General features: G+C 42.8%; 15 protein-coding genes. 6 read left to right on the top strand and 9 right to left on the bottom strand.

What is annotated here, in order from left to right; translation table 11 throughout:
• Position 1 precedes the first annotated feature (1 nt).
• Together ACGHEH_RS18370 and hutI are read right to left on the bottom strand one after the other, a co-directional pair.
• Positions 2-1,789 (bottom strand): EAL domain-containing protein, encoded by a 1,788-nt coding sequence (locus tag ACGHEH_RS18370; RefSeq protein ID WP_390448576.1) that lies wholly within the window; start codon positions 1,787-1,789, stop codon positions 2-4.
• 31 nt (positions 1,790-1,820) lie between these two features.
• On the bottom strand, positions 1,821-3,044 hold the full coding sequence (gene hutI, locus ACGHEH_RS18365; protein ID WP_390448279.1) for an imidazolonepropionase: 1,224 nt from the start codon (positions 3,042-3,044) through the stop codon (positions 1,821-1,823).
• Positions 3,045-3,156: 112 nt separating this feature from the next.
• On the opposite strand from hutI, the gene hutC reads away from it, so the two are divergent.
• On the top strand, positions 3,157-3,927 hold the full coding sequence (gene hutC / locus ACGHEH_RS18360) for a histidine utilization repressor (RefSeq protein ID WP_390448276.1): 771 nt from the start codon (positions 3,157-3,159) through the stop codon (positions 3,925-3,927).
• Here hutC and ACGHEH_RS18355 read toward each other — a convergent pair.
• Complete coding sequence (locus tag ACGHEH_RS18355; RefSeq protein WP_390448573.1) at positions 3,883-4,653, bottom strand: NADP-binding protein; 771 nt, start codon at positions 4,651-4,653, stop codon at positions 3,883-3,885. The two genes, hutC and ACGHEH_RS18355, sit on opposite strands and share 45 nt — an antisense overlap.
• Before the next feature lie 124 nt (positions 4,654-4,777).
• Here ACGHEH_RS18355 and ACGHEH_RS18350 point away from each other — a divergent pair, with 124 nt between their 5' ends.
• On the top strand, positions 4,778-6,808 hold the full coding sequence (locus ACGHEH_RS18350; RefSeq protein ID WP_390448273.1) for a methyl-accepting chemotaxis protein: 2,031 nt from the start codon (positions 4,778-4,780) through the stop codon (positions 6,806-6,808).
• A 107-nt stretch (positions 6,809-6,915) separates the two neighbouring features.
• Positions 6,916-8,286, top strand: a complete 1,371-nt coding sequence (gene hemN, locus ACGHEH_RS18345) for an oxygen-independent coproporphyrinogen III oxidase (protein ID WP_390448272.1) — start codon at positions 6,916-6,918, stop codon at positions 8,284-8,286.
• Between the two features lie 68 nt (positions 8,287-8,354).
• Here hemN and envZ read toward each other — a convergent pair whose 3' ends face one another.
• Positions 8,355-9,656 (bottom strand): two-component system sensor histidine kinase EnvZ, encoded by a 1,302-nt coding sequence (gene envZ / locus ACGHEH_RS18340; RefSeq protein WP_390448270.1) that lies wholly within the window; start codon positions 9,654-9,656, stop codon positions 8,355-8,357.
• An 8-nt stretch (positions 9,657-9,664) separates the two neighbouring features.
• Positions 9,665-10,384: a two-component system response regulator OmpR gene (ompR, locus tag ACGHEH_RS18335; RefSeq protein ID WP_058031161.1), complete on the bottom strand. Its 720-nt coding sequence runs from the start codon at positions 10,382-10,384 to the stop codon at positions 9,665-9,667.
• A gap of 182 nt (positions 10,385-10,566) precedes the next feature.
• Here ompR and greB point away from each other — a divergent pair, with 182 nt between their 5' ends.
• Together greB and ACGHEH_RS18325 are read left to right on the top strand one after the other, a co-directional pair.
• The gene (gene greB / locus ACGHEH_RS18330; RefSeq protein WP_058031162.1) at positions 10,567-11,040 is read left to right on the top strand and encodes a transcription elongation factor GreB; all 474 of its coding nucleotides are present in this window, start codon (positions 10,567-10,569) and stop codon (positions 11,038-11,040) included.
• 88 nt (positions 11,041-11,128) lie between these two features.
• Positions 11,129-13,453 carry a Tex family protein gene (locus ACGHEH_RS18325; RefSeq protein WP_390448266.1) on the top strand — a complete coding sequence of 775 codons (2,325 nt, stop codon included), beginning with the start codon at positions 11,129-11,131 and terminating at the stop codon, positions 13,451-13,453.
• A gap of 212 nt (positions 13,454-13,665) precedes the next feature.
• On the opposite strand, the gene ACGHEH_RS18320 is transcribed toward ACGHEH_RS18325, so the two are convergent.
• The 3 genes from ACGHEH_RS18320 to bioH all read right to left on the bottom strand — a co-directional run bounded on the left by ACGHEH_RS18320 (position 13,666) and on the right by bioH (position 15,728).
• Complete coding sequence (locus ACGHEH_RS18320; protein WP_390448265.1) at positions 13,666-14,571, bottom strand: putative metalloprotease CJM1_0395 family protein; 906 nt, start codon at positions 14,569-14,571, stop codon at positions 13,666-13,668.
• 5 nt (positions 14,572-14,576) lie between these two features.
• Positions 14,577-14,885: a hypothetical protein gene (locus tag ACGHEH_RS18315; RefSeq protein ID WP_390448264.1), complete on the bottom strand. Its 309-nt coding sequence runs from the start codon at positions 14,883-14,885 to the stop codon at positions 14,577-14,579.
• Positions 14,886-14,990: 105 nt separating this feature from the next.
• Positions 14,991-15,728 carry a pimeloyl-ACP methyl ester esterase BioH gene (gene bioH / locus ACGHEH_RS18310; RefSeq protein ID WP_390448262.1) on the bottom strand — a complete coding sequence of 246 codons (738 nt, stop codon included), beginning with the start codon at positions 15,726-15,728 and terminating at the stop codon, positions 14,991-14,993.
• A gap of 56 nt (positions 15,729-15,784) precedes the next feature.
• Here bioH and ACGHEH_RS18305 point away from each other — a divergent pair, with 56 nt between their 5' ends.
• Complete coding sequence (locus ACGHEH_RS18305; protein ID WP_390448260.1) at positions 15,785-16,489, top strand: ComF family protein; 705 nt, start codon at positions 15,785-15,787, stop codon at positions 16,487-16,489.
• Here the strand turns inward: ACGHEH_RS18305 and ACGHEH_RS18300 are convergent.
• Positions 16,451-19,006, bottom strand: coding sequence for a M14 metallopeptidase family protein (locus ACGHEH_RS18300; protein ID WP_390448257.1), 2,556 nt, complete (start codon positions 19,004-19,006; stop codon positions 16,451-16,453). The genes ACGHEH_RS18305 and ACGHEH_RS18300 overlap by 39 nt on opposite strands.
• Between the last annotated feature and the right edge of the window lie 104 nt (positions 19,007-19,110).

Below are 19,110 nucleotides of genomic sequence, written 5' to 3'. Positions count from 1 at the left end.
GCTACCCCTTTGAGTGATCAACTAAATGATGGTGCTCAAGCTGATATTGCTTTATCCAGCTTAACATACCCACACTACTCAACGGCCTTTCGAAATAATATCCCTGAGCGGCAAAGGTATTTAAGCTTTGCGCAAAGTTAAGCTGCTCTTGGCTTTCAACGCCCTCACAAATAACCGCACAATCTAACTGATGCTGCATGTCTACTAGTCCTCTGACAATGCCTCTGAGTGCACCTTGATGTTGATGATCTCGGGTAAGGGACTTCCCTACTTTGACATAATCAACGGTTAATTTAGGTAACTTAGCCAATACCAGCGGAGCTTCTCCAAAGCCGTCTACACACAGACGAACACCAATACTACGAAGACGCGCGATCATGGCCACCCCCTGTGCATCCAAAGACATAAACAGTGCAGATGGACACTCAATAATTAAATCACCAGCTTCAAGGTGGTGAGTGAGCAGTACATCGTCTAAAAACTCGATAAATTCTTCATGCAGCATTTCTGGGCCAAAAACATTGACGCTCAACGCCATTTTGATCCCTTCCATTTTTAGCGCCATTGCAATCTCCGCCGCTCGCTCTATCACGAACTGAGCGACAGGCAAAGCTAACCCTGCAATACGAATATCATCGATGAACTTACCAGCAGCTAAAATTCCCTGCTTTGGGTGCTGCCAACGTAACAATAGCTCTAGGAACTCGATACCATTGTCGCTATGACGAATAACTGGTTGAAAATAAAGCTCGAGCTGATCTCTAAAGTCGTGATGAGTAAGCTCAGCCAAACGCGCTTGCTGCTCTTGTTTCGCTGTTCGCATGCTATTTTGATATTCAGTCACGACCTTATGAGGCTCTGAATCGAGCGCTAAAAATGCACACGTGATGGCATTATCAAAATCACTGACTTTATCAGCGAAAGAGACATAACTTGCCTTGGCTTTTATCTCTATGGTGCAGTGGCCTACGTTAAACGGCTTTAACGTAGTTTGCACTATGGCCCCTATTACTTGTTCATGAAGATGTTGTTGATGAGCCAAAGAACATAAGAACACAAAGTTTAATCCTCCTAAGTGCGCAAGCTTAGCGTATTCATCCCCTTGTTCTATATTTACAATGTCTTCGTTTTGCAATTGCTGCTTAATTCTGTTTGCGGATTGTGCAAGTAATAAATCACCGTACTCCCGACCCAAGTGAAAATTTACCTGCTCAAAACCTTCGAGGCGGATCATTACTAATACCATAGGAGAATCATCTTGCTCTGTGTGAGCATAATAAGCATCTCTCAGCGCACTTCTAGGGGGGAAGCCTAGCACATCTTGCTTTCTTAGGTTGCCCTGTTCAAGTAAATCTGAGTGGGTATCTTTACTAGACTTTAAAGAGAATTCATAGAGCTGTGCAATATAGATCAAAAGTAAAGGCAGTAACGTTAACTGAATAGGCCAGTACCAGACTATCGACCCCCCCAGCAACATTAAATATGCTGCAGCCGCGAGAAACGACACTATAAGTAAAGCCCTTGAGCCAAGTTTAAGCGCTAAATAAAGATGGCCAAATAGCACCAGAGAGATTGCATAAGTTGCCCACATATTGGGAAGCAATGCGGTAAAAGCCACCAGCATAGTGACAACATGAAGCGCACGGTTTAATTGCGAATGGGTAAGGATAATTAAAGCGATACTACCCATTAACACTAACCCGCCAAAAAATGCGGTTAGTAGTGCCAGCTCCCCCTGTTGCAATCCATTGAATACAGGAAAGCTGGTCAATGTACCTAGTAAGGTCATCACCAACTTTCACCTATAAATTAAATACTTCTTATTGGATCAGTTTACCTGAGATCCACAAATTTGATAGCTCATTTACACCAAATTGATAACTTAATTGTGCTGGTGTTGCAATATCCCACAGGGCTAAATCGGCTCGCATCCCCACTTTAAGCATACCTCGATCATCCAGCCCTAATGCTTTCGCAGCGTTTACCGTTACCCCCTGCAAAGTCTCCTCTGGTGTTAATCTAAATAGAGTACAACCCATATTCAGCATCAAACGTAATGAGCACAGCGGTGCTGTGCCTGGGTTAAAGTCACTGGCGATCGCCATCGGGACCTTGTATTGACGAAGTAACTCAAGCGGTGGCTTTTGTATTTCTCGTAGGAAATAAAAAGCACCAGGTAATAACACTGCAACCGTTCCGGCTTCGGCCATCGCTTTTACACCCGCTTCATCGAGATACTCAATATGATCTGCCGATAGGCCCTTAAACTCAGCAACCAACTCAGTGCCATGTTGATTAGATAATTGTTCGGCATGGCACTTTACTGGTAAGCCTAGTTGGCGTGCTTTTTCAAATACCCGCTTTGTTTGCGCGTAACTGAATCCTACATTTTCACAGAATACATCGACCGCATCTGCCAAGTTCAGCTCAGCCACTTTTGGCAACATGACATCGCATACTAAATCGATATATGCATCTGAGTCATGCTTAAATTCAGGCGGTAATGCATGTGCGCCCAAAAATGTACTTTGAATATCAACTGGGTGGTTGTCATTTAAGACTTTATTCACTTCAAGTAATTTAATTTCAGTGTCTAGATCTAAGCCATACCCCGACTTACTCTCAACCGTTGTTACACCTTCACTCATAAGGCTATTTAAACGATTCTTCCCAGCTACAAACAAGGTTTCTTCATCCGCCTGTCTAGTTGCTCGAACGGTACTGGCAATACCACCGCCTTGTTGTGCTATCTCTTGGTAAGAAACACCATTTAGGCGTTGTTCAAACTCACCAGCGCGGTTTCCTGCAAAAAGAATATGCGTATGACAATCAATTAGGCCAGGCGTTAACCACTGTCCTTTTGCGTTAATCACAGGTGTTGCGAGAGCATCGAACTCAGGCAAGTCACTTTGCTTACCCAACCAAACAATTTTATCGTCTTTGATTATTAACGCGCCTTGTTCAATAGCACCATAAGGGACATCTATATTGCTATCCATGGTTGCCAAATTAACATCGGTGATCACTAAATCTGCTTCAAACATCACTGCCTCATTTGAGTTTGTTTAATTGCCTATAAGCCTATCATGCAAACTTGTATATACAAGAAATCTGTGCCATTTTTAATGGCATGTATTCTCTATTTCATTATCTAGTATGGCCAACGAACCTAAATTTGCATTGATAAAGCAGCATATCACCGACCAAATTAGTGCCGGTATTTGGAAAGAAGACCAACGTGTTCCCTCTGAAAATGAACTTGCTGAGCAATTTAGTGTAAGTCGTATGACCGCCAGACGTGCTTTGAGTGAATTGACAGACAGTGGAGTATTAACGCGGAGTCAGGGTTTAGGTACGTTTGTAGCAAGCCTCAAGTCACAGTCTTCTATGTTGGAGATTAAAAATATCGCCGATGAAGTAAAAGAGAGAAATGGTGAGTACAGTGCTGAGGTCATAGCCCTAGAAGAAATCGCTGCCATGGCCCCTATCGCTATCGCACTCGGTGTTGATATAGACAGCAAAGTCTACCGCAGCGTGATTGTTCACCATGAAAATGGCCTAGCACTCCAAGCTGAAGAGCGCTTTGTCACCCCAGCACTTGCACCTGATTATCTGGCGCAAGATTTTACTATCGTCACACCACATGAATACCTTTCGGCAGTGGCGCCGCTGACTGAAGCAAAACACACCATTGAAGCCATTATGCCAAACCAAGATGTTTGCCAGTGGCTTGGCTTATATAACGAAGAGCCTTGCTTACAAATGATCAGAAGAACATGGAGTACTAATGGTATTGTCAGCTTTACCCGGCTCATTTCTCCAGGTAGCAAATACCGTCTAGGCGGTCATCTCACCTTTAAAAAAAAACGAAATAACAAACAGTTAAATCTCAGCTTGATAGCAAAAGCCCAGTGTTTCAATGGCTGAACCATCTATCACTCTTGCACTGGCGATGTCACTTGCAAATGAAGGGGGCTGTGTGCCTAATTTAGCGCACCTTTGCTGGTAATAATCTTGACGAGTTGGGTGGTAAGGATGACACACGTTATAAATGGTGTCAGCTTCTGCCCAGTTAAGTATTACAGTCTCAATGGCGGTAACGACATCGGCTTGGTGCACCATGTTTACAGCCGCTTGACTGCTACTTTTAAGTGTTTTACCCGCAACAAATTGCCCAGGTTCTCGATTTGGCCCCACCAGTCCCGCCAAACGTAAAACCTTCCCCTTGGCATCAAATACTTTTTGCTCTGCTGCAAGCAAAACCTTTTTACGCGTGGTTTCGCTATCTAATTCACTATTTTCGGTATAAGTACCATCTAGCTCTGAATACACACCTGTGCTTGAGCATAACAAGAACCCTTTACACGCTAATTTATCAGAAAGCCTTAACGCAGCAGATAGAGTTTCAAGATAATTGCTGTCAGCATGACGTGCTCTCGGAGGAATAGCGCACACCCAATAAGCGTCTTTTAAATCCACAGAATGAATTAACTTATCTCCTTGCAATGTAAACTGTCGAATAATTGCACTACTAAAGTTTGAGCTACGACTTGTACCCTGCACTTGCCAATTCGCCAGTTTGGCGCTCTCAATTAGTGCACTTCCCAACCAACCAGCCCCTAAAATAACTAGCTTCATCTCATACCTCTGTATTAATTTCAAACCGCAAATGTATTATTATAGGAACAATATAACGTCAATCTAATGTAAACTGTGGTCAAAGCGACTCAGATATGATTTGATTGTGTAGTGCGGTTACCAATAAAAAGAATATATCATGCTTAACAACTTATCCCTCAGGAGAAAAATACTCCTACTTATCGGTGGTACAATTTCTGTACTGCTTATTATTGCGTCTAGCTATTTCGTAAACCACCTTGCTACCATATCTCGTGATAGTGTGGAGCGTGAAGCACAAAGCTATATATATGCTGAAAAGTTGTCGATGGAGTCCTTTTTTGCACAATATGGTGAACTAGTTAGTACGTTTGCTCAAAGTGCACATGTTGTGGACTTTTTCGAACAATATACAGAACGCGAAGCAGAGCTATCAACTCAACCGGGGTATGATTTAGTAAACCGAGATTTTGATAGGCTCACGACAAATAATGACAATGTGTTGTCAACTTTCTTTGCGTCTGCTATTACAGGTGAGTACTTCAAAGAAAACGAGCGTACTTCTCACTTCTCTGATGGTCGTCCATATTTTGCTTATAAGCGTGGATGGTGGCCAGAGGCAATGGCGATTGGTAAATTGCATGTGAGTCCGGTTTCAGTCGATGCAAACACAGGCGACGTATCTGCCGTGATCAAACTACCTGTCTACAATTCATCACGTAAGTTATTGGGGATCGCAGGTATTGATTTGCAAATGGAACAAATCAACCAGTTGGTTGAGCAGATCCGCTTTCAAGGCCAAGGGTACGGCTTCCTGCTAGATAACAATTTAAACGTTGTTCATTTATCAAAACAAACAGGCCACAAGCTGTCTATTACCGATGAGGGTCCGAATGGAAAAGAAGGCTTAGACGGGTTAGAAAAACAGTTTTCAAATACCAGTGGCTTCCGAGCATTAAACTCTGAAATTAAAAATCATGAGTCAGGCACGTCAGTCGTTACCTTCAAAGGGCAAGACTATTACGTGGTGTATAACAGCGTAAAACTCGATGAACCATTACTCGATTGGCATGTGGGTGTCATGATCCCTGTATCATTTATTGAAGAGCCGGTAAATGAAGCCGTCATGAGTACCGTTATCGCCTTCCTAGTGATTATTAGCATTGTGGTCCTTATGATCTTATGGGCGACACAAATGATCACTAAACCGATAGTGTCTCTTGCTGACACTATGCGTGACATTGCGTCAGGTGAAGGCGACTTAACGCGTCGGATCAATATTGAAAGCAATGATGAAGTTGGTCAGCTTGCTTCCCATATGAACACCTTTATCGAAAAGCTACGTGCCATGATGCAAACCACGGCGCAACAAGCCTCTCAACTAGGTCATGCCTCTGAACAATTAAGCTCTGTGTCTGCTAGTACCAATAGTGAGATCCAACAAGAGAAAGAGCAAGTTGACAGTGTCAGTGCTGCGGTAACAGAAATGGCTGCAACTGTGACTGAAATCTCACGCAATGCACAAGAAGCAAGCTACGCTGCTGAGCAAGTACAGCACATGACGAACGACGGCGCGACGCGATCAAGCCAAGCACAAACTGTTATGACAAAATTGGCTAGCCACATCGGTGAGGCTGCGAAAGTTGTTGAAGGTCTTGAAAAAGAAACGACTAACATTGGCGCGGTAATTGACGTGATCAATGGAATTGCAGAACAAACCAATTTACTGGCACTCAACGCTGCGATTGAAGCGGCACGTGCTGGTGAGCAAGGTCGAGGCTTCGCAGTAGTTGCTGATGAAGTGCGCTCGCTGGCTAGTAGGACGCAAGAATCAACAGACGATATTCGCAATATGATCACGCGACTACAACAAATTGCACAGCAAGCATCCACTATGATGCAACAAGGCCAAGATCAAGCTGAAGGCTCTGTATCACAGACACAAGAAGTGCTCGATTCATTGCAAGAAATCGCCAGCTCTGTGGCAACGGTTCAAGATCAGAGCCATCAAATTGCAACCGCGACTGAGCAACAGACTATTGTGGCTGAAGATATTAACACCAGCTTAAATGCGATTAATGATCTAGTTAACAGCACAGCGAATCACGCTCACACTTTGGCTGATGAGGCACATGAATTAAATGGATTGGCTAAATCACTTAATAGTACAGTAAACCAATTCAAGCTTTAACTATTCTGAGCAGGGCATGATTTATGCCCTGCTTTGCTACAGATCAAAATCCACTTTCACTTCTCGTCATACACTACACGCTCTAATTTAATAGATGAGTGCGTATCGTGATTAATTTACCAACTTGGGATGAATCCCTAATCAACAAATATAATGTATCTGGACCAAGATATACCTCTTATCCAACTGCATTATCATTAGAAAGCGGTTATCAACAGGCTGATTTACATACCGCAGTGAAGCAGTCAAAAAACCAAGCATTATCGCTCTATGTTCATATCCCATTTTGCCACCAGCTTTGTTACTACTGTGGTTGCAATAAAATCGTGACACGCTATCAGTCAAAAGCTGACGTCTATTTAGATCATCTAGAGAAAGAGGTACAGGCGCAGTCTTCTGTGTTTGCGCATTACCGCGTTGAGCAATTGCATTTAGGTGGCGGTACGCCAACGTTTTTAACTGCCGTGCAGATGGCACGTCTAATTCATATTGTTGAAGCACACTTCAACTTCACCGAAGACGCGCAACGCGGTATTGAAATTGATCCACGCTCTATTGCTGACGACATGTTAGTCACTTTAAAAACCTTAGGCTTCAACCGAGTTTCATTTGGTATTCAAGATTTCAATGATGAAGTACAAGCTGCAGTAAACCGCCCGCAATGTGTCGAAGAGGTTTTAGCATTGGTAAAACAAGCAAGAACACTCGAGTTTAAATCAATCAATACCGATATGATCTACGGCTTACCTCACCAAACACCTGAAAGCTTTAAGCAAAGCATTGAGCAACTGATAGCATTGGGCCCAGACAGAGTGTCGGTGTTTAACTACGCTCACCTCCCAGATAGATTTGCCGCGCAACGTAAACTAAAAGAAGCGGATATGCCAAGTCCGCAGCAAAAGCTCGAGATCTTTAAAAATACGCTACAGCAAATGACTGAGGCAGGTTATCAGTTTATCGGTATGGACCACTTTGCTAAAAAAGACGACGAGCTAGCAGTTGCGCAAAGAAATGGTGAGCTTCATCGTAACTTCCAAGGCTATACAACACATGGTAATTGCGACTTATTAGGCCTAGGAGTTTCGTCTATTTCACAAATTGGTAATACGATTTTGCAAAACCAAAAAGAGCTTAAAGCCTATTACTCAGACATTAACGAGATTGGCTGTGCGACCCATAAAGGGATGCGTCTGAATAATGACGATGAGCTCAGAGCCGATGTTATCAAACAACTTATTTGTCATTTTGAATTAGACATCAAGGCGATTGAGGCTAAATATAATATCGACTTTAACGATTACTTTAGCGAAGCCCTAGAAGCACTCAAACCTCTGGCAGAAGATGAGCTCGTGACATTGTCAGCGCAGCGTATTGAAGTCACCAGCAAAGGCAATTTATTCATTCGCATTATATGTATGTGCTTTGACGCATATTTACAACAGCAGATTAAAAATACGCGATTCTCACGCGTTATTTAAGCACTGCTCATCTAATAACGTACAAAAAAGGATGGCTGAGCCATCCTTTTTGCTTTCTAAATCACATATTAGGCTAATGCCGGTAAATAGACTTCAGCACTTAAACCACCCTCTTGACGATTACGAAGCTTCACCGTACCGCCATGTGTCGCGACTATGCGTTTAATAATCGCCAAGCCTAAACCACTGCCTTCACTACCCCTTGCTTGGTCTCCTTGCTTAAAAGGCTCAAAGACACTCTCAAGCTCAGCTTCAGGAATACCCGGTCCACGGTCTTTCACAGTGACAATCACCATTTTCTTACGCGGGTTGTATGCTGTACTAACATCAATGGCTTCATCCGAATAACGAATAGCATTTTCTATCATATTGGTGACAACGCGTTTTAACGCAACCGTATTCATGATCACTCTTGGTAAACTCTCAGCGGCTGTTAAATTAATTTCACGCTGATGTTGCTGCTCAGCATGCACAACCTCAGACACTAAACTATTCACATCATCAGGATGCATCTCACCACTGTTGTGGTGACGAAGATACTCGATAAACTGATCAATAATGGCATTCATATCTTCAATGTCATCAATGATCCCTTCCTTTAAGTAGTCTTCTTCATCTGACATCATTTCAGTCGCTAAGCGAATACGGGTCAGTGGTGTGCGCAAGTCATGAGAAACACCGGCCATCAAAAGACGTCGGTCATTCTCAAGCTCAGCAATGCCTTTCGACATTTTGTTAAACGCTTGTGTTACTTCAACAACTTCCGTTGATCCTCGCTCCACGAGTCGGGTAGAAAAGTCTCCTACACCGACTCGACCAGCCGCAGTTTGAAGTGCCTTAAGAGGACGGTTAAGGTGTCTTGCAAACCACCAGCCTCCCAATACACTTAAAAAGCCAATACTCGACAGGTAGAAAATCAAAAACTCCATTTTTGTTTCACTAAAGCCTGTCAGTGGAACTCTGACCCAATAGCCAGGCGCTTGCGGCGCTTCCACCCAATAGACCACAGGGTCGCCTTGGCTGATCCTCACTCTTGCAGAGCCATTAAGCTGCTCAGACATACTCTTTGACAACAAGCTATATTCTTTGGCTTTCTCTAAACCATTCATATAGGCTTGTCGTTGGGTCATTACTTCGATGCCCGTTATTTCAAAGAACTTATCTGAGGTCGCTTTATTTATTTCAACCCCTTCTTCCCAATCAATGAATACTGTTTTGACTTGCTTAGCCAACATCAAATTTACTTGCTCGAAGGTTGGCTTAAACACATACAGTGTCACGGTGATATAAGAAACGATTTGGTTGATAAGCAATAAAGCACCAACAAAGAAAACTGTTTGCCCAAACGCGCTACGTGGAAAAAAGCTCATAAACGAAACTACTTTTCACCGTCTGGCACAAACACATAGCCTAGACCCCAAACAGTTTGGATGTATCTAGGGTTCGCAGCATCTTCTTCGATCATGCGGCGCAAGCGCGACACTTGAACGTCGATACTACGCTCAAGGGCACTGTAATCACGGCCACGTGCAAGGTTCATTAATTTGTCACGACTCAATGGCTCTCTTGGATGACTCACCAAAGCCTTCAATACCGCAAATTCACCACTGGTTAGCGAGATAACTTCATCGCCCTTTTGCATTTCACGGGTCGCCAGGTTCAGTTTAAAAATACCAAACTCTACTTCGTTTTCTTCGGCAGCTGGCGCACCCGGCACTTCTTTGGCACGACGACGCAAAATTGCCTTTATTCGCGCTAATAACTCTCTTGGGTTAAATGGTTTAGGGATGTAATCATCAGCCCCTAACTCTAACCCTATGATACGGTCAACTTCATCACCTTTAGCAGTCAACATAACGATTGGGATCTCGTTCTCTTTTTGACGCAGGCGACGGCAAATAGACAAGCCATCTTCGCCAGGAAGCATTAAATCTAACACCATTAAATGGAAGTTTTCGCGCTCCAGTAAGCGATCCATTTGCTCACTGTTAGCCGCAGCACGAACAATAAAACCTTGTTCAACGAGATAACGCTCTAACAAACTGCGTAAACGCATATCATCGTCGACAACTAATACCTTGGTAGTTTCATTTCCCATGATTGATTTCTTCTTTTTATCCAATATCTTTGCTTAATATAATTGAAAATGTGATTTCTCGACACCATTACTATGAAGAGTTTTGTTACCGAACATTACAATTTTTTAATATTTTGCTAGCTCGACACCCAGATGATTTTTTATTACCGTGTCAGTGGAGTAGAAATGACCCTAGTTTATGTATGAAAACTAACTTAATTACCCCTGAGGGTTATAACCAACTGCAAAAAGAGCATGACCACCTCTGGTATGAAAAACGTCCTGAAATCACCAAAATAGTGAATTGGGCAGCCAGCTTAGGTGATCGCTCTGAAAATGCTGATTACACCTTTAATAAGCGCTTATTAAGGCAAATAGACCGTAGGGTACGCTATTTAAGAAAACGTTTACCCGATTTAAAGATTGTTCAATATGACCCACAACAAGCCGGCAAAGTGTACTTTGGCGCTTGGGTTGAAATTGAAAATGAACAAGAGGAAATAAAACGTTTCAGAATTGTCGGTCCAGATGAAATTTATGACCGGAAAGACTATATTTCTATAGACGCACCAATGGCACGAGCACTATTAGGTAAGGAAGTCGACGACGAGTTTGTCGTGCGCACACCAGAGGGAGAAAAGCTCTGGTATGTAAATACTATCGAATACCTGAAATAAGCTTCTCATTCATAGACGCTATGCTATGATCGCCCACATAAGATACGCTTAGACAGCACGTATACATCTGAATTTATAAGGATTTTGCATGAGCAACATCTCTGCACGTTTGGCACAAGAGCTAAATGCAAAAGAACAGCAAGTCATTGCTGCCACTGCACTTCTTGATGAAGGTGCCACAGTTCCATTTATTGCTCGTTACCGTAAAGAAGTAACCGGCGGTCTAGACGACACGCAATTACGTCTTCTAGAACAGAGACTTGGTTATCTAAGAGAACTAGAAGACAGAAGGCGCTTCATTCTTGATACCATTTCAGAGCAAGGTAAGTTAAGTGATGCCCTTGCTGGCGATATCAACAACGCGCAGAGCAAAACCGAGTTAGAAGATTTATATCTACCCTACAAGCCTAAGCGCCGTACTAAAGGTCAAATTGCAATTGAAGCGGGTTTAGAGCCACTTGCTGATGCCCTTTATAAGGATGCTGATTTAGACCCTGAAAGCCACGCGGCTCAATTCGTAAATGCTGAAAAAGGCATTGAAGATGTCAAAGCAGCACTAGACGGCGCTAAATTTATTTTAATTGAACGCTTCGCTGAAGATGCTAAGTTACTGGCAAAGCTTAGAAAACAAATCGACACACAAGGTGTGATCGAAGCTAAAGTAATTAAAGGCCAAGAAGACGCTGGTACTAAATACCGCGACTACTTTGAGCATTCAGAGAAGCTCACGAAAGTCCCTTCGCATCGTGCGTTAGCTATGCTACGTGCCCGCAACGAAGGAATATTACAGTTAAACATTAACCCTGAGCCGAGCAGCGAAAATCCAGCGCAGTATTGTGCTCAAATCATCGCTGATCATTATCAATTAAATATAAGCTCAGCAACAGCAAGTGCTTGGTTAATATCAGTGGTTCAATGGGCTTGGAAAGTAAAACTATCTCTGCACCTAGAAAATGAGTTTTTAGGCACCATGCGTGAAAAAGCAGAGACACAAGCCATTGATGTATTTGCCAAGAACTTAAAAGATCTATTGATGGCAGCCCCTGCTGGTCCGCGCGTGACTATGGGGATAGACCCTGGCCTGCGTACAGGCTGTAAAGTGGCTGTAGTTGATGCGACAGGTAAGCTGTTAACGACAAATACTATTTTCCCACATGCACCGCAAAACCATTGGGATAAGTCAGTACGCACTTTAGAACAATTATGTCGCCAGCATAAAGTAGAGCTAATCGCCATTGGCAACGGTACAGCTTCTCGAGAAACAGACAAGCTTGCAGCTGAACTACTGGCTAACAACAAAGAGCTCAACATGAGCAAAATCATGGTCAGTGAAGCCGGTGCTTCGGTTTATTCTGCCTCTGAGTTTGCCGCGAATGAATTCCCTAATTTAGACGTATCGTTACGTGGTGCAGTTTCAATTGCTCGCCGACTTCAAGACCCACTTGCAGAGCTGGTAAAAATTGAGCCTAAATCAATTGGTGTAGGCCAATACCAACACGATGTTTCTCAAAGTCAGCTAGGTCAGTCACTGATCTCTGTGGTTGAAGACTGTGTAAACTCGGTGGGTGTTGATGTTAATACCGCGTCAGTGCCATTGCTTACACGCGTTTCAGGTTTAAACAAAACGCTGGCAAGCAATATTGTGCAGTTCAGAGATGAAAACGGTTCATTCAATAACCGCACGCAATTGAAAAAGGTCGCGCGCTTAGGGCCTAAAGCATTCGAACAAGCAGCCGGTTTCTTACGTATCGTGAATGGTGCTGATCCACTTGATAGCTCAGCGGTTCATCCTGAAGCGTATCCTGTGGTTAAACAGATCTGTACTGAAAAAAATATCGAAGTGAGTGACCTAATTGGTAACAGCGATGTTTTAAAACAGCTCGAGCCTACTCTATTCACTAATGACAAATTTGGTTTACCAACTGTCACTGACATCATTTCTGAACTAGACAAGCCGGGCCGCGACCCTCGACCTGAATTCAAAACGGCGGTCTTCAAAGTCGGTGTCGAAACCATTCAAGATCTTAAAGTCGGCATGATTTTAGAAGGTGTGGTCTCAAATGTGGCTAACTTTGGCGCCTTTGTTGATGTTGGTGTACATCAAGATGGTCTAGTTCACATTTCTGCGATCACCAATAAATTTATTTCAGATCCGCGCGAAGTCGTAAAAGCGGGAGATATCGTAAAAGTGAAAGTTTTGGAAGTCGATGTGCCTAGAAAGCGCATTAGTTTTACAATGCGCCTAGATGATGAAGTTCAGCAAGCTGCACCTCAGGGTAAGTCCACTTCAAATAAACCTTCACAAAGCAAGCCGACTAATAAGCAAGCTAAAGTACAGCGTCCTAAAAAAGAGGCTGGTAATGCCGCAATGGGCAATGCCTTTGCTGAAGCATTTGCTAAATTGAAAAAGTGATAATACTTTTAACAATAGACCAGATCTTTAATTAGAAGCTGGTCTATTGTTTGCTAAAGCTATCGAACCTAATTCTTATTCCAATATTCTCTAAAACAAAAGATACGTAAAAACACAGCAGCATAATTTTTATTCTCAGCTTACTAGCATATTCCGTAAAAAGTGACTTGTGTTTCATAATGCATTACAAATGCTTAATAAAAAATTGCTTTCTAAACGTTCAAAGAAAAATTACTAGCGGGGTTTGGCACCGCGACATGCTGATAAAAATCGTTAATTCGTAAAGATCTTGCCTGAATTTCAGGGTCTGCTGCTATCGGCAACGCGACAGAATATGGTTCAGAGGCACTTTGTAAGGCTACTCTATCATTTGGCTCAACTTCAGAACTTCTTTCTGTATCTTCACTTAAACGACGTGTTTGGTATGCACCTATTGATGAAACTTTCTTTTCTTGCTCTTCACCATTAATCGACTCTTTTGCCAAGTCAGCTTGAGCTGATGCTAATTTTTGGTTTGCATCTGCAGCAATTGCTCGATCAGCGCCAGAGGGCTCGGCTGGGGCGAGTGCAGCTGCGCGTACTGTTTGCATCTTGTCTATGGTTGCACGTGGATTGTCAGGGATCTCAGCAACATCAATCATCACCTGACCGCCTATCGCATAGTTATTGCCATCTGGCCCTCGCTGAAACTCATAACTTGGCGAGCCAGCGTATTGTCCGCCGACACGCGCATGCGCTTCTTCGTGAAGTCTAACCTCGCGATCTCGTGCCTTTAACTCTACAATTTTCTGCTGTTCGGCCTCTTCTTTGCGCTGTTCTTGTTCTGAATTCTCTTCTTCAGAATTAGAGTTTTCTTGCTCTGAATTTTGATCCTCACCATCTTCTGCAATAACCTTATTTTGTTGCAACTGACCTGTACTGTCGTAAGTACCGCCGTCATCAGCAAGTTGAGGACGCGATTTGTCACCGTCATTCAGTGCTTTATTTTCGGAGTGACTTGCATTGGAAGGGGCTGGTTTAGGTATCACTTCGCGCAGCTGGTTGTCTCGCCTAGCGGTTTCTGTGTAGACGTTTGAAGTATTATGATTAATCGCCGGCTGCGGCGTTACAATATTCATTAGAATTAGACTGAAATATCTATTATTGTTCCTAAAGCCTCGTCCGCTGTTCGGATCGATTGGGTATTTGCTTTAGCATTAAACTCTTCAACTTTGAGATTAACTAAAGCCTCATCAATTTTTGCAGGCTGAGATACAGGCGCAGTGACAGCTTCGTCGGGGCTAGCACCTTGCAACTGACGTTGTTGTGCAAGTTGAGATTCATCTTGTTCGGTCACCGCAGAACGATTTATCTCTGCCGTAGCGCGTTCAATACCTTGACTGGCGCGATTGTAACCGTCTATACCGTTATTTAGCACGTCACCAATTGGCATAATAAGCACCTTTGCAAAAATCTAAAATATGTTTAATTATTGCGCAAATGTAGTGCAAAATAAAGTTTTCGACAGTAAAAAGCGGCAATTTTTTGCCGCTTTTTATTAAAGTACTGATTTTAGGAAATTTAAACTTTCTGTTCGGTGTGAGATAAAAGGCGCATGTGATGCTTTAGACAAAACCTCTACCTGGAAGTTGCTATTTAAAGCCTTCATCTTTGCAATACTTCGTCTTGGCACTAAAGAATCTAATTTACCAAATAAGCCATATATTGGCTGTTCAAGCTTACTAAAAACGTCCCGGTAATCATCATTTAATAGAATATCAAGCCCTGCACTCAAGGCTTCGGAATTTGCCTCTGGTGCTTCTAATAACCAAGCTCTTAATTGTTTAACATCTTGCTTAGCGTGTTCTGACCCCATAGCTTGTATCGCTAAAAAACGCTCTATGGTCTTGGCACTATTCTCGAGTAATTGTGCTTTAAAGTTTTCTAACACCTCTACCTTAATACCTGACCAATTATCTGATTCGGCAAAGAACGGCGTTGAAGCGATCAATACTATTTTATTTACTTTTTGTGGATAGTACTTTGCAATATGAAGCGCAATCAAGCCACCAAGTGACCAACCAACTAAGGTTGAATTATCTGCTAGTTGTTCAGCAATAAGCGCTGCAGCGGAGGCAAGAGAATATGTTTGTTCTGGCATTTGAGCATAGCCAAAGCCCGGTAAGTCTAGACTTTTTACCTGCCCTTCAACAACGCCTTGTAATTCTTGCTCTAATAACTGCCAAACCTGTCGGTTCATACCCCAGCCATGAAGTAGCACTATCTCTTTTTGCATTATTTGTACTCTAAACCAAACTTAAGCGTATGATACTGATACCAAGGATGAACACAATGTCACTATTAAGAAATTTAGCAGATGCCTTATTCCCAAGTCACTGCCATATGTGCCATAACCCACTTTCAAGTAACGAAGGGATCTGTCAACTTTGTCTCTCAGACTTTCCTTTTATCTCATTAGAACAGCCAAACTTACTATTCCAGCCTGACATAGCACGCATTTTTAATTTGCCTCATTGTCATGGATTAATGGCATGTGCTTGGTATCAAGGTGCTATGAGACAATGGCTGAGTGAATTTAAGTTTACCAAACAGAGCCATTATCAAACGGCTATCAATGCAGTTATTGCGACTCAACTTGCTCACTTTGAAAGTACATCCACCTTCTCACCCGATTTATATATCATTTTACCGCTTCATAAAAACCGTTTAATCGACCGTGGATTTAACCAAGTTGCACAGACCTGGTTAAGTCATTTACCTCATACAAAAGTAAGTACCGATACTTTAAAACGCATCAATGCCACAAAAGCGCAAAGTGCTTTGAGTCTCAAACAACGCAAGCAAAATGTAAAACGCGCATTTGAAGTAGAGCAAAATCTAAAAGGTAAGAAAGTGGCGATCATCGATGATGTGATCACCACAGGGTCGACTATCAACGCTGCTGCAAAAGCGTGTTATACAGCAGGCGCTGATGAGATATGGGCTTATGCCACAGCATTAACGCCCTTGCACAGCCAAAGTGTGACCAAAAAATAATGTATTCGTTAGTAAACGGCTGCTGCCTTTCCAGAAACCTCTAAACACAGGGTTATCGATCATACCAACAACACTGCCCTGACCATAACGGTGACCTATCAATGCTGCCGTGTTTGCAATTTGAGTGACATTTTCTGTAGCAGCATATCCTGCCAATAAAGGTTTTGACTGATATTGGCTAACCGTTAGAAATGGCTTGCCGGGCATCTCAAAAAGCTGTGTGCTATTTTTAAATAACGGCAGCAATTCACGCTCATAACCAAAACTGAGTGGGTGTGTTAAATCAAGTTTTGACGCAAAGATAGCACCAGCAATACGCTGCTTACCTGATAATACTTCTCTATCTCCATAACTTAAACCAGCAGTATCAAACTGCTCTGCCATCTGCTTAGGCGAGATCAATTGTGCGCTCAAAAGTTGATTATCAACTAACCATTTCGCACCGCCTTTGTGACCCCAGATCACCCCACCTTTACTCACCCAAGCAGCAATTTTAGTTTTGGCTTTTTCTGCCATACGACGATAACTGCCATGAGCTAAGATAATGTGTGTGTATTTAGAGAGATCTGCACGATGCAATCTGTCTTGTTCAATAATAGTGGGTGCTATACCTAACTGTGTATCTAAATGATACCAAACTTCGCCCACTTCATACTGACTGCTGCCTGCTCCCCCTACCAGTAAGACTTTCGGTGCTTTAATTGGCCTTAACTGACGAGAGCCTAGATCAACGCCTTCGCTGGTTAAGCCGCTTTGAATTGCATGAATTTGTACACCATAGTCAGCTTGTGCTCGTTGCATGATGGCTACAATGTTTGATTGCCTTTGCACACCTGAAGCGACAACAATACTACCCGCTTTGAATTCTCGGTTTCCCAGTGCCGTTTTTGCTTTAAAACCTTTAAGTGCAACACGTGCATCAATCCCTTGCTGTAAAAGTGCATTTAATAGCTTAGGCGCTGCGCTTGGCTGCCAATCAAAGGCATAAGCATAACTCTCTTTTACTGCAGAAAAACCAGCATTTTCTGACTGCCAAGCTTGCTTTGATACATCTAGCCCCCAACGACTAGATACTTGACCAAACTTTAAGTTGTAAGCATGTGGTAGTGTCCAACCCGATACATCATAAAAGGTATTATCTTGAAAACTTGTTTGCTCAGAAAAGATGGCTTTAATTAAACGGAATTGCGCTTGTTTCAATGGAATATAAACATCACCCTGAGCGAAGCTTTGATCGGATGCTTTGATGACTTTATTTAAGGCATAGGCTTTAATTTGATGCTGTGAAAGTACCGACATAAACTCATTGAAACGTTGTGGATCTTGACCCTTGGCAACGACATAGCCCATAAACTTCTCTTTATCAGCCAAAGTGTCAGCTTGATGGTAGAAGTTATTCTTGAAGTCAATTAATTGCTGCTTGTTTGCCATCGCACCAGCAAAAGTAGACAAGCTGGTTGTAACTTGGTTTTTAATGCTTTGTGCAAACGTCAGCTGACCATTAATGGTCTCTTGGACATGGCCTCGACTACTAGCCTGTTCAAAGAGAATACCCACAGAGCCATTGATATCAGGGTATGTTGAGCCTTTTCCGTAGTAAAAGTCATCAAAGCTTTCTTGTGTAAAATAAAGCTGATTTTGTGCATCTAAAGCTTGCGCATGAAAATCTGCAAGCGCTGTTGTTAGCTGGGTGTTTTGCTTGGGTGTGAGTGGATGAGTACGCGTTGGGATCCCCGGCTGGAAGAAATACGTGCTGTTAGGGCCCATTTCATGAAAGTCAGTTAAAACATGTGGCTGCCATTTATGAAATGCGGCGATTCGAGCGCGCGATTCAGGATGTTGGAGTAACAGCCAATCTCGGTTCAAATCGAACATATAATGGTTTGTACGACCTGAAGGCCACTGCTCAACATGCTCTCTATGTTGCGGATCTGCAGATAAGGTTTGCCCTCGATTACTATTTGCCCATTGAGCGAAACGCGCCAAACCATCCGGGTTTAAAGCAGGGTCTAGTAACACCACAGAGTTATTTAGCAGTTGCTCTACCTCTTCTCCTTGTGCGGCAGCCAAATAATAAGCAACTAATAAAGCGGCATTACTGCCAGATGATTCGTTACCATGCACGCTATATCCCATCCAAATGAAAGCAGGTAAATTTTTCGCTGGCTGCTTTGCAAATACTTGTGCGCGATGCTGCTCACGAAGCTGATCTAACTTAGCTATATTCTCTGATTTACTAAACTTTAGTAGCAGTAGCGGTCGCTTTTCATGACTAAAACCTATGGTTTCAATACTCACTCTAGGGCTTTTTTCAGCTAACACCCGCATATACTGAACCAATTGGTCATGACGCACATGCCACTGACCGACTTGATAACCTAATACCTCTTCAGGCTTTGGAATAGCGGGGTCAAACTGGACATTTTGTTGGAAGTAATAGGAAACCGGTTTTGCTATTACACTACTTGAGAGTAAGTAAGTGCAGCAAAACAATGTGAGTGCGAGGAGCGTGCGCATACTAAAACCTTTTGCTTAAAATTGTAGCAAGTAAGCTAACAAGCAAAATCAGATAAGCCAAATTTTTACGTTCAACACTGGCGACAATGCCACCAGCGGAGTAT

Source organism: Pseudoalteromonas sp. MTN2-4, assembly GCF_042848605.1.
Taxonomy (GTDB): domain Bacteria; phylum Pseudomonadota; class Gammaproteobacteria; order Enterobacterales; family Alteromonadaceae; genus Pseudoalteromonas.
The sequence above is the reverse complement of the archived record's forward strand: the minus strand, read 5'-3'. Positions and strand labels throughout refer to the sequence as shown.